The sequence below is a fragment of the Exiguobacterium sp. SH5S4 genome (assembly GCF_004337045.1).
In the GTDB taxonomy this organism is placed as follows: domain Bacteria; phylum Bacillota; class Bacilli; order Exiguobacteriales; family Exiguobacteriaceae; genus Exiguobacterium; species Exiguobacterium aurantiacum_A.
The window spans coordinates 21,753-33,154 of sequence record NZ_SJUQ01000029.1 but is presented as its reverse complement, the minus strand read 5'-3'; the positions used below and the strand labels follow the sequence as shown (position 1 = coordinate 33,154).

The following is an 11,402-nucleotide window of genomic DNA, read 5'->3' as shown; positions in this document are numbered from 1 at the left end:
CGTCCATGTTTTCAAGCACGGCCTTTACTTTGAATTCACCGGTGTATTGGATCGAGCGTTCTGAAACCGACGAGACGTTCGGGTTCGACTCAAGCTGATCAATTTGATGGATATTGAAAATGATTTTGCTCATGGTTGTTTCTCCCGTCTGAATGAATAGGTTCATTATAGCGATTCGTGCGTATACGAAAAACCCCGAATGGGTCACTTATTTCAAGTGTCCTTCATTCGGGGTTCAGTTCACCCCTTAATGTTATCCAAGTTTATCTTCATCACGCTTATAGCTTTCAATCCACTTATCCCGTTCGTCCGGTTCATCGGCCAAGTCCTTGAACAAGGCGACGATCATCAGAATCAGCACGAAGATGAACGGGAAGGCGACAAGGATCGCAACGGCTTGAAGCGCGCCGAGACCACCCGCGTACAAGAGCACGGCTGCGATCGATGATTGGATGAAGCCCCAAATCAACTTGATCCGCATCGGCGGGATGAGTTTCCCTCCTGTCGTCAGCATCCCGAGCACATATGTTGCCGAGTCGGCTGAAGTGATGAAGAACGTCGAGATCAAGAAGATGGCGACGATGCTGAGCACCGTCCCGAATCCACCGAACGTCTCGAACAAGGCGAACAGTCCGACTTCCGTTCCGACCTCGTTGACTGTGTCGATCAAGTTCGCCCCACCGAACAAGTCAGCCCAAATGGCCGATCCGCCGAAGACAGAGAACCAAAGCAGTCCGAACGACGTTGGCACGAGCAAGATTCCGATGAGGAACTCGCGAATCGTCCGACCTTTTGAGACACGGGCGATAAACGTCCCGACGAACGGTGACCATGAGATCCACCACGCCCAGTAGAAGATCGTCCAGCCGTTGATCCACTCGCGCTCGACCGGTTCAAAAGCACCCGTACGGAAGCTCGTCGTCGGCAATTGTTGCAAGTACGTCCCGATCGTCTGCGTGAACAAGTCGAGGATGAACGCGCTCGGTCCGGCGATGAGCGTCGCGACTAGCAAGACGACGGCGAGGAAGATGTTCGTGTTACTGAGAATGCGAATCCCTTTATCGAGCCCGGTCGAAGCGCTGAGCATATACAGCACCGTCACGACAGCGATGATGATCAACTGCGTCGAGAACGCGTTCGGTACGCCCGGAATTAAATAGTGAAGCCCACCAGCAATCTGTTTGGCACCAAACCCGAGCGACGTCGCGACCCCGAATGCTGTCGCGACGACGGCCAAAATGTCGACCGTCTGTTTGACCGGACGTTCATAGCGGTCGTTGACGAGTGAACCGATCGTCTCCCCGATCGTCGCCGGACGCCCTTTGCGGAACGTCGAGTAGGCGATGGCGAGAGCGATCATCGCGTAAATCGCCCATGGGTGGAAGCCCCAATGGAAGAAGGCGTAACGCATCGCCGTGCGCGCATTCCCTTCCGGCGTCAGCGATTCGAATGGTGGCGCGTGGAAGTGAAGCAACGGTTCCGCCGCTCCCCAGAAGATGAGACCAATTCCCATCCCGGCGCTGAACAGCATGGCGAACCATGTTAAATATCCAAAATCCGGTCGGTCTGTATCTTTTCCGAGTCGGATCGACCCGAAGCGCGAAAAGATTAAAAAAATCGCGACGAGTAAAATGCCGGTCGCGCTGAGCAGGTAGAACCAGCCCATCCCGTTCGAGAGCAAACCTTGCAGTTTCGTCGTCACGTTGATCAAGCTTGTGTTTCCGAGCCAACGCTCAGGGAAGATTCCCCAAATCGTAAAGAGGACCGTAATGATGGCTGATACGATAAATACGGTCGTCACTCGACTTTCTCTTTCCATAATCTCACTCCTATTTAATTCTCTTATTTTCATATACGTTTTCCACCCTAACACAGTTTACAATCTCGGCACAACCCGAAAACGTGTTCGCTCGTGTCACGATGAAAAAAGTGACGATGTAATCTCGTCACTCGGTCGGCTTCGGTTCTAACGATACAATCAACGTCTCATCGACGACATAATAGGGTCGTTTCGGCAACACTTTCAAATAGCCGCCTTCACGCAGACGTGTCAAATCAAGTTGCGCCGACTGTTGGAATTTGCGTAACGGTAACTTTTTTTCTTGTTCGAAATATAAGTCGAGCGCCCGCTGCACCTGGTCCATCTCATAGACGACGTCACGTTCGTCCTCCGGGGCGATGTGGAACGTCTCTTTTGACATGTAAAACCGCTGTCTTGGCTTGCCTGGCAAATGACGTTTCAAGCGTCCAAGGTCGATTTCTTGGGACTCGTCCAACAGTACCGTCCGGTTGACCCCTTTCGGCAATGTCTGTTCGTACTCATGGATGGCTTCCCGCAGTTGCGGCAACGTGATATCGACTTCTTGCTCCACTACTTCTTCTTTTTGCGTCAGACGCTGCCACCAATTTTTTCCTGACCTTGTTTGTCGTTCCATACACTCCCCCCTCTCCCCGTTCCTTTCCCGATATCTGTTATCCTCTCACCTTATATTCGCACATTCACGAAAAAAACCTTCCTTTTTTCAAAGGAAGGTCTGACGCTTACTTCAATTTGTTACGGAGGACCATCTGGAGGATCCCGCCGTGACGGTAGTAGTCGATCTCAATTTCCGAGTCGAAGCGGGCGACGACTTTGAACGCTGTCACCGTGCCATTTTCATGCGTGGCCGTGACGTTCAAAATATCGCGCGGACGTACCGACTCATCGACTTGGATATCAAGTGCCTCTTCGCCTGTCAGTCCGAGTGATTCCGCAGACTCCCCGTCCATGAACTGGAGCGGTAACACACCCATCATCACGAGGTTTGAACGGTGAATCCGTTCGAAACTTTGGGCGATGACGGCACGAATGCCGAGCAGGTTCGTACCTTTGGCTGCCCAGTCACGCGACGAGCCCATGCCGTAGTCGTTTCCGGCGAGCACGATCAAACCTGTGCCTTGCTCTTTATATTTCATAGCCGCATCATACATCGGCATGATCTCACCTGTCGGCCAGTACGTCGTGTATCCGCCTTCTGTGCCAGGCGCGACTTGGTTACGGATGCGAATGTTCGCGAACGTACCGCGCATCATCACTTCGTGGTTACCACGACGCGACCCGTATGAGTTGAAGTCGAGCGGTGCGACGCCTTTCGACTGCAGGTATTGCCCAGCTGGTGTCGTCTTCGAGAACGCTCCTGCCGGCGAGATGTGGTCAGTCGTCACCGAATCGGCGAACTTCCCGATGACACGAAGACCATTGAGTGGGAGCACTACGCCCGCTTCCGGTTCGAGGTTTTCGAAGAACGGCGGGTTTTGGATGTACGTCGAATCGTCCGAGAAGTCGTACAAGTTACCTTCTGGGACGGCGAGTGCGTTCCAACGTTCGTTGCCTGTGAACACCGTGTCGTACTCTTTACGGAACGCTTCCGGCGAGACGACGTCTTGAACGACCATCTTGATCTCATCGTTTGACGGCCAGATGTCTTTGAAGAAGACTTCGTTGCCGTCTTTATCCGTCCCGAATGATTCGTTCATGATGTCGAAGTTGACCGATCCTGCGAGCGCGTAAGCGACGACGAGTGGCGGTGACGCCAAGAAGTTCGCTTTGACGAGCGGATGGACGCGGCCTTCGAAGTTACGGTTACCCGAGAGCACGGACGACACGAGCAAGTCGTTCGACGTGATCGTCTCTTCGACTTCGCGGTCGAGCGGCCCAGAGTTCCCGATACATGTCGTACAGCCGTAACCGACCGTGTTGAACCCGAGCTGGTCGAGGTACGTCGTGAGTCCGGCTTTATCGAGGTAGTCAGTAACGACTTTCGAGCCCGGGGCGAGCGACGTCTTCACGTATTTCGGTACTGTGAGTCCACGCTCGACGGCTTTCTTGGCCACGAGGCCAGCGCCGACCATGACGTAAGGGTTCGACGTGTTCGTACAGCTCGTGATCGCCGCGATCGCGACGTCACCCGTCTGCATGTCGACCGGTCCATCCTCATAATGGATGGCAGCTTTCTTGTCGAGCTCGGCACGGTCGAGACCGAAGCCGCTGTGCCCGGCCGGTGCGCTCAAGCTGTCGATGAACGCCGTATGCAAGTCAGACAAGTTGATGCGATCTTGCGGACGTTTCGGGCCTGCGAGTGAAGGTTCTACTTTAGACAAGTCGAGTGTGAGCGTCTTTGTGAACGCCGGATCGGCTTGATCAGGTGTGTAAAACATGTCGTTCGCTTTTGAGTACGCCTCGACGAGGTCGATCAACTCTTCTGAGCGTCCTGTCGTACGCATGTAGTTCAACGTTTCCGTATCGACCGGGAAGAAGCCGCAAGTCGCCCCGTACTCAGGCGCCATGTTGGCGATCGTCGCCCGGTCAGAGAGCGGCATCGTGTGGAGTGACGGTCCGAAGAACTCGACGAACTTACCGACGACTTTCTCGTTACGGAGCATCTCGGTCACGACGAGCGCGACGTCTGTCGCTGTGACACCTGGGTTGACCTCACCGATGATTTTGACGCCGACGACGTCTGGTACCGGGAAGTATGACGGTTGTCCGAGCATGCTCGCTTCGGCTTCGATTCCGCCGACGCCCCAGCCGAGGACACCGAGTCCGTTGATCATGGTTGTGTGCGAATCCGTTCCGACGAGTGAATCTGGATACGCGACATTACCTGTCCCATCATTCTTTTCAAGCACGACCGACGCCAAGTACTCGAGGTTGACTTGGTGGACGATTCCCGTCGCCGGTGGTACGGCACGGTAGTTGTCAAACGCCGTCTGAGCCCAACGTAAGAATTTGTAACGCTCTTCGTTCCGCTCGAACTCGATGTCCATGTTTTTCATGAGCGCGCCGGCGAATCCGTAGGCATCGACTTGGACCGAGTGGTCGACGACGAGATCGACCGGGATTTCCGGGTTGATCTTGTTCGGGTCGCCACCAAGGTCAGCCATCGCTTTACGAAGTGAAGCGAGGTCGACGACCGTCGGGACACCCGTGAAATCTTGCAAGACGACGCGAGCCGGTTTGAACGGTACGTCAATGTCTTTCGAGACGCCGGCAGTACCCCATTTTGCCAAGTTCTCGACATGTTCCTTCGTGATGGCACGGCCGTCTTGTTGACGCAAAACCGACTCGAGCAAGACACGGATCGAGTACGGGAGGCGACTGAGTTCCGTCACCCCTTCTTCCTCTAACTTTTTAAGCCGGTAATAATCGTACGCTTGTCCGTTGACCTCGAACTGTGTCCGAGATGAAAAAGCGTCTACTACGTTCGTCTGTTCCATACAATTTCCCCCTTTTTGAAAGCGACGACCACAGCAGTTGCCGTAATCGCTTACTTATCACATGTTTATCATAATACAACTATAGCGTGACGTAAAATACATTCCGTCACAAATTAGTCATAAGTAAAACTTATCAATTGCTCTGATCGTCTCAAAACACGAAAAAAGACGGCCATCTAAGGCCGTCTTTACAATCTAGCTTATTCGGCACCGATCTCGACATTGACATCGAGTGCGTCGACGAGCGTCAACTCATCTTCATAGCGTTCTTTGAAACGGTCAAACGTGAACTCGTTGGCGAACAAGAACACAGGGCGTTCCCAACGGTCGGTCACGAGCATGTTTCGTGAGTCTTGGAACGGCTTGAGCGCCTTCAATTCTTTGTCCTTCACCCAGCGAGCTACACTGTACGATACCGGCTCCATCCGGATGTCGACCCCGTACTCGTTATTGAGACGATATTCGAACACCTCGAACTGGAGTTGACCGACCGCGCCGAGATAAATCTCGTTATACTCGTTGCGGTACACTTGGATCGCTCCTTCTTGGGCGAGTTGCTCGACACCTTTGTGGAAGTGTTTCGACTTGAGCGAGTTGATCGGCGAGACGCGCATGAACAATTCCGGCGGGAACGTCGGCAACGCCTCGAACGCGATCTTTTGCTTCGACGTCGTGATCGTGTCACCGATCTGGTACGTCCCAGAATCGTAGATCCCGATGACGTCACCGGCAAACGCCTTATCGACAGTCTCCCGGTCGTTGGCCATCAACTGCGTCGATTGACTCAGTTTGATTTTCTTGCCGGTCCGCGTCAACGTGACGTCCATTCCCCGTTCGAACACACCCGAACAGATGCGGACGAAGGCGATGCGGTCACGGTGGGCCGGGTTCATGTTCGCTTGAATCTTGAAGACGAAACCGCTGAAGTCTTCAGACGTCGGGTCGATCGGACCGACGTTCGATTTACGGGCCTCTGGGGCCGGCGACATGTCGAGGTAGTGGTCTAAGAACGATGTCACCCCGAAGTCGACGAGCGCCGTACCGAAGAAGACAGGTGTCAGCTTACCTGATTGGATCGCCTCGACGTCGATGTCGTTGCCGGCACCGTCTAACAGGTCGATCTCGTCGCGCAAGTTCGTCAAGTTTTCTTCTGTCAAGTAGTCGGCGAGCACAGGATCGTTGACCCCGTCCTCGTTCAACGTGAGCTTGCCTTTCTCGCCACGGAACAAGTGGATCTCGTTCTTGATACGATCGAACACACCTTCGAACTGCATCCCGCTGCCGATTGGCCATGTGACGGCGACCGAAGGCATACCGAGCACTTCTTCAAGTTCTTCCATGAGCTCGAGCGGATCTTTCGCCTGCCGGTCCAACTTGTTCATGAACGTGAAGATCGGGATACCACGCATACGACAGACTTGGAATAATTTCTTCGTCTGTGTCTCGATCCCTTTGGCGGCATCGATGACCATGACCGCACTGTCGACAGACGTCAAGACGCGGTACGTGTCTTCTCCGAAGTCGTTGTGACCCGGCGTGTCCATGATCGAGACGACCTTGTCGCGATAGACGAACTGCATGACAGACGACGTGACAGAGATGCCCCGTTGTTTCTCGATCTCCATCCAATCGGACTTGGCGTGTTTTGAATTTTTGCGGGCTTTGACCGTTCCCGCCTCGCGGATCGCTCCCCCGTGTAAGAGCAATTTCTCCGTGAGTGTCGTCTTACCGGCATCCGGGTGGGAGATGATGCCGAAAATGCGGCGTTTCTCTACTTCTTGTTTTAATTGATTCATATAGAGTCCTTTCCTTTCCAGACTTTCAAATTCATTCTCATTTCTGACTGCAACGCTCTCTATTCTAACGAAACGGCGTCGTTTCGTCCATCATTATGGGATGCTCATGCTTTTGTATTCGCGGTCTTTTTTGTATACTAAGCTTGAATGATTGTGAAATGAAAGAACGGGGGAAAGACGATGCCAGAAAACTTGATGATGTATTTCATTGTCTTCTGGGGATTTGTGATGATCGGGTTGATGACGATCGGCGGATACTTCATGTTCCGTAAGTTTTTAAAACGGATGCCGAAAGAAGACGGCCGCTCTCTCCTAGATATCGAGGACGATTACATCGCGAAGACACGCCACCTGTGGACACCCGAGACACGGACGCTACTCGATCGGCTCGTCACGCCAGTGCCTGAGCTGTTCCGCGATGTCGCCATTCGCAAGATTGCCGGCAAGATCGGACAGTTCGCGCTCGAATCGAGAGCGAAAGTGATGACGACGGAACTCGTCGTCAAAGGATATATCGCCGCCACACCGAAGCGGGACCACAAGTTTTTGAAGAAAGCGCTCGAAGAAGAGCAGATTGATTGGATGACTTATAAACGTTATTTCCAACAGTGAGCCCCTGGATTCCACGGGGCTCATTTTTTGATGCACGTTCGCCAATATGTGACATACGGTTACTAGGTCTAAAGTACCTTTTTGTCTTCTTTTTAGTATTCTTGTATATAGTTCAAATTATAGACAATATCGAAAACGCTTACATTTAATTGGTATGACCAATATTAGTATAATAAATGGATAATAACGAATAAAAAATGGATAGCTTTTCCTTTCGTACCGTTTCTATAATGTAGCTATCTTGATTACCGAGGAGGTCCACCGATGCATGACGTCACGCAAGCCACGCGTACGGAAAGTACACGTTCTGCCGAATCAATCGTCGAAAGTGCCACATTCCACCAACTGATGCGAGAAAAAAACCGTTTCATTCTTCCGTCCATCATCTTTTCCCTTATCTTCTATTTCACGCTCCCCATCTCTACGAGCTATTTCACGTTCCTCAACATCCCTGCGGCTGGGGATATCACTTGGGCCTGGGTCCTTGCTTTCGCCCAGTTCTTCATGACGTGGACGTTTTGCGTTTTGTATAGCCGCCGTGCTCGTCGCTTTGACAAGTTCGTCGAGAAAATCAAGCAAGAGGAGGACGGACGATGAACTGGACAGCCATTCTCTTGTTCCTCGCCATTGTCGGCTTGACGCTCGTGATCACGTTCTTCGCCGCCCGCAAGACGAAGACGGCGAGTGACTTCTATACGGCCAACGGCGGCTTGACCGGTTTTCAAAACGGGCTCGCCATTGCCGGGGACTACATGTCGGCCGCCTCATTCCTCGGCATCGCCGGGATGATCGCACTCGCCGGATTTGACGGTTTCTTTTATTCGATCGGTTTCCTCGTCGCTTATCTGGTCGTCTTATACCTCGTCGCCGAACCGCTTCGTAACCTCGGCAAGTACACGATGGCCGACATGATCGCTGCCCGATTCAACAAGCCGCGCGTCCGCGGGGTCGCAGCGATGAACGCGATCGTCATTTCGATTTTCTACATGATTGCCCAGCTCGTTGGCGCCGGTGCGCTCATCGAGCTCCTGCTCGGCATCCCTTACACGACGAGTGTCGTCGTTGTCGGCTTGTTGATGACCGTTTACGTCGTCTTCGGCGGCATGACGGCGACGTCTTGGGTCCAGATTACGAAAGCGGTGCTCTTGATGATCGGGACGGCGATCATCTCGTTTCTCGTGTTCGCGAGATTTGATTTCTCAGTGCTCAACATGTTCTCCGAAGTCAGCAAAGCGACACCGCTCGGGGAAAGCTTCTTGAATCCGGGTAACAAATTCAAACTTCCGCTCGATACGATCTCGTTGAACTTGGCGCTCGTCCTCGGGACGGCCGGGCTGCCGCATATTCTCATCCGTTTCTTCACGGTCAAGGACGCACCGACCGCGCGTCAATCCGTCGTCTACGCGACTTGGATCATCGGAGCGTTTTACATCCTCACGATCTTCCTCGGTTTCGGCGCTGCCGCCTTCGTCGGGTCAGACGCCATCATCGCGGCGAACCCAGCTGGTAACATGGCCGCACCGCTCCTCGCGCAAGTACTCGGCGGCGACTTATTGTTTGCCTTCGTGGCAGCGATCGCATTCGCGACGATTCTTGCCGTCGTCGCCGGACTCGTCTTGTCGGCGGCATCGGCTTTTGCCCACGACTTTTACGGGCACATCGTCAGAAAAGGTGAAGCGACGGAGAAAGAACAAGTCTTGGCCGCACGGATCGCCTCGATCGCCGTCGCGATCGTCTCGATGGGACTCGCTTTCTTCGCCCAATCGATGAACGTCGCGTTTCTCGTCTCGCTCGCTTTCGCGGTCGCGGCGAGCGCGAACTTGCCGGTCATTTTGTTCACGATCTACTGGCGACGCTTCAATACGGGCGGAGCCATCTTCGGGATGGTCGTCGGGTTGTTCTCGTCGCTCTTCCTCGTCGCAATCAGTCCGAACCTATGGGCACCGGACGGCTCAGCCATCTTCGTCGGCGCAGCGTTGTTCCCGCTGACGAACCCGGGCATCGTGTCGATCCCGCTCGGTTTCCTTGCTGCCATCGTCGGGACATATTTGACGAAGTCGGACGAGGCCGTCGGAAACTTCGAACGGATTCTTGTGAAAGCGAACACCGGGATCGATGCCAAGACCGAAGTCGCCATGGCCAAACGCTCAAACTGAAAACAACGGCGTACCTCGAGCGAGGTACGCCGTTGTTTATGTCGTCGCGATGCGCTTATATTTTTGATACATGGCGATCCGCCATGGCACAATCATGCCCCAAGCGATCAAATAGAACAAGCCGCCCGTCGCGAAAATGTTGACCTCATCGCCGAGGAACGCTTTCATGACCGTCCGGATCGCGAGTAAGGCGAAGACGACGATGAAAAACGCTTTCGATCGGGATAAATAAACCTCACCATCACGTTTTTCAAAATTGGACGTCTTGATCAAAAAGATACTAAAAATCAAGCCTACAACAAGCGCCTCACCGACTTCGAGCCAAGTCAGACGAAAAGCCGGCACTACAAATTGAAGCATGCCCGTCGACATCGCGAGCGGTGGAATCAAGATTTTTTTCGCATTCGTCGGTCGGGCCGATGCCTTCACGCGAACGAAACTCGCGATGACCCCCATCAGCAATGCGACGAGAGTCGATCCCCAAAATATCGACATATGGTCAGCCCCTTTAGAATCCGGTGAATCCCACTAATTCGCTCATCCAGGCAGCGAAGCGGTTCATTCCATCAAAATATAATACGACTCCGAAAGCCATCATCAAATAGCCTCCGAACTTTGTTACTTTCGCGCTGTTGCGCGCCAAATATTTGATTTTGCCGACGAAACCGGCCATGACGAGAAATGGGATCGAGAACCCGATGACGTAAGCGAGCATATACCCCATGCCTTGGCTCGGGTTAGACGCAGCCAGTGCGATCACCCCGGCGAGAATCGGTCCTGTGCACGGCGTCCATCCGGCTGCGAACCCGATTCCGATCAACACGGTCCCGAAATACCCGCTCTTCCGTTCTCCAAGTGCGAGTTTCTTTTCGCGCATCATGAAGCGCGGTTGCCATAGCCCCGCTAAAAAGACCCCGAACACAAAAATAAGGATTGCCCCGAACATGCGTAGACTATCTTTAAATTGAATGAAGAAGTCGGCGATCAACGAAGTCGATAACCCGAGGACGAGAAAGACGATCGAGAATCCGAATAAGAATGAGAACGTATGAAACCAAGCCGTCCGTTGCCGGAGCCCTTCGCTTTTCAAGTCAGAGACAGATACCCCTGTGATATACGACAAAAAGACCGGATAGAGCGGCAGCGTACACGGTGATAAAAAAGACAAGACGCCCGCCCCAAAAGCGAGCCATAAAGTGACTTCCATGCGTTTTTCCACCTTTCAGCCCCATTATAGCGAAAACCATTTCAAAATGCTCGCATCTTTTCTCCGTCCACTCCGTCCGATTTTGTAATTATTGAAATGGAAATGTAACTTGTGATGTGTAGTGTTGAATGCTAAGATTTGGATATTCTACTTTATCAGGTTCTATTTTAATACGATGGGGGAAATACCGTGGCGGTCATCACAGCTGAAACCTTACACTATGCCATTGAACGAAAACGCGATGAACTGTATGAAATCGCCTCGCAGTACAGTTGGACGTCTCCAGAAGTGATTCATGTCAGCCAAGAGCTAGACACGTTAATCACGTCTCACGTCCTTTCCAAACACCTAGCAGACAACTTAAATTAATCATCA

The 11,402-nt window shown here is 52.8% G+C and carries 10 protein-coding genes; 4 read left to right on the top strand and 6 right to left on the bottom strand.

All coding sequences use genetic code 11. The annotated features are described in order from the left end of the window. Positions 1-253 precede the first annotated feature (253 nt). The 4 genes from EVJ32_RS13775 to EVJ32_RS13760 form a co-directional block, all read right to left on the bottom strand. Positions 254-1,819: a BCCT family transporter gene (locus tag EVJ32_RS13775; RefSeq protein WP_131458807.1), complete on the bottom strand. Its 1,566-nt coding sequence runs from the start codon at positions 1,817-1,819 to the stop codon at positions 254-256. A 127-nt stretch (positions 1,820-1,946) separates the two neighbouring features. Continuing rightward, positions 1,947-2,435: a DUF3939 domain-containing protein gene (locus EVJ32_RS13770; protein WP_083273944.1), complete on the bottom strand. Its 489-nt coding sequence runs from the start codon at positions 2,433-2,435 to the stop codon at positions 1,947-1,949. Between the two features lie 106 nt (positions 2,436-2,541). Continuing rightward, the gene (gene acnA, locus EVJ32_RS13765; RefSeq protein ID WP_131458806.1) at positions 2,542-5,256 is read right to left on the bottom strand and encodes an aconitate hydratase AcnA; all 2,715 of its coding nucleotides are present in this window, start codon (positions 5,254-5,256) and stop codon (positions 2,542-2,544) included. A gap of 200 nt (positions 5,257-5,456) precedes the next feature. Further along, positions 5,457-7,052 (bottom strand): peptide chain release factor 3, encoded by a 1,596-nt coding sequence (locus EVJ32_RS13760; RefSeq protein ID WP_131458805.1) that lies wholly within the window; start codon positions 7,050-7,052, stop codon positions 5,457-5,459. A 180-nt stretch (positions 7,053-7,232) separates the two neighbouring features. Between EVJ32_RS13760 and EVJ32_RS13755 the strand changes: the two genes are divergently transcribed. The 3 genes from EVJ32_RS13755 to EVJ32_RS13745 all read left to right on the top strand — a co-directional run bounded on the left by EVJ32_RS13755 (position 7,233) and on the right by EVJ32_RS13745 (position 9,820). Further along, the gene (locus EVJ32_RS13755) at positions 7,233-7,664 is read left to right on the top strand and encodes a DUF2621 family protein (protein WP_070327153.1); all 432 of its coding nucleotides are present in this window, start codon (positions 7,233-7,235) and stop codon (positions 7,662-7,664) included. A gap of 264 nt (positions 7,665-7,928) precedes the next feature. Continuing rightward, the gene (locus EVJ32_RS13750; RefSeq protein WP_131458804.1) at positions 7,929-8,261 is read left to right on the top strand and encodes a DUF485 domain-containing protein; all 333 of its coding nucleotides are present in this window, start codon (positions 7,929-7,931) and stop codon (positions 8,259-8,261) included. Beyond that, positions 8,258-9,820, top strand: a complete 1,563-nt coding sequence (locus tag EVJ32_RS13745) for a solute symporter family protein (protein WP_131458803.1) — start codon at positions 8,258-8,260, stop codon at positions 9,818-9,820. Before EVJ32_RS13750 ends, EVJ32_RS13745 begins: the two co-directional genes overlap by 4 nt. 36 nt (positions 9,821-9,856) lie before the next feature. Here EVJ32_RS13745 and EVJ32_RS13740 read toward each other — a convergent pair whose 3' ends face one another. Together EVJ32_RS13740 and EVJ32_RS13735 are read right to left on the bottom strand one after the other, a co-directional pair. Continuing rightward, on the bottom strand, positions 9,857-10,315 hold the full coding sequence (locus tag EVJ32_RS13740; protein WP_201738343.1) for a CcdC family protein: 459 nt from the start codon (positions 10,313-10,315) through the stop codon (positions 9,857-9,859). Between the two features lie 13 nt (positions 10,316-10,328). Next, positions 10,329-11,027, bottom strand: a complete 699-nt coding sequence (locus EVJ32_RS13735; RefSeq protein WP_016510637.1) for a cytochrome c biogenesis CcdA family protein — start codon at positions 11,025-11,027, stop codon at positions 10,329-10,331. Positions 11,028-11,216: 189 nt separating this feature from the next. On the opposite strand from EVJ32_RS13735, the gene EVJ32_RS13730 reads away from it, so the two are divergent. Then, positions 11,217-11,396: an aspartyl-phosphate phosphatase Spo0E family protein gene (locus EVJ32_RS13730; RefSeq protein ID WP_131458802.1), complete on the top strand. Its 180-nt coding sequence runs from the start codon at positions 11,217-11,219 to the stop codon at positions 11,394-11,396. Positions 11,397-11,402: the final 6 nt, after the last annotated feature.

What these genes read in the sequence shown, in the direction of transcription:
- EVJ32_RS13775 (WP_131458807.1), bottom strand. Translation starts at nt 1,819, where the DNA reads ATGGAAAGAGAAAGTCGAGTGACGACCGTATTTATCGTATCAGCCATC.
- EVJ32_RS13770 (WP_083273944.1), bottom strand. Translation starts at nt 2,435, where the DNA reads ATGGAACGACAAACAAGGTCAGGAAAAAATTGGTGGCAGCGTCTGACG.
- acnA (WP_131458806.1), bottom strand. Translation starts at nt 5,256, where the DNA reads ATGGAACAGACGAACGTAGTAGACGCTTTTTCATCTCGGACACAGTTC.
- EVJ32_RS13760 (WP_131458805.1), bottom strand. Translation starts at nt 7,052, where the DNA reads ATGAATCAATTAAAACAAGAAGTAGAGAAACGCCGCATTTTCGGCATC.
- EVJ32_RS13755 (WP_070327153.1), top strand. Translation starts at nt 7,233, where the DNA reads ATGCCAGAAAACTTGATGATGTATTTCATTGTCTTCTGGGGATTTGTG.
- EVJ32_RS13750 (WP_131458804.1), top strand. Translation starts at nt 7,929, where the DNA reads ATGCATGACGTCACGCAAGCCACGCGTACGGAAAGTACACGTTCTGCC.
- EVJ32_RS13745 (WP_131458803.1), top strand. Translation starts at nt 8,258, where the DNA reads ATGAACTGGACAGCCATTCTCTTGTTCCTCGCCATTGTCGGCTTGACG.
- EVJ32_RS13740 (WP_201738343.1), bottom strand. Translation starts at nt 10,315, where the DNA reads ATGTCGATATTTTGGGGATCGACTCTCGTCGCATTGCTGATGGGGGTC.
- EVJ32_RS13735 (WP_016510637.1), bottom strand. Translation starts at nt 11,027, where the DNA reads ATGGAAGTCACTTTATGGCTCGCTTTTGGGGCGGGCGTCTTGTCTTTT.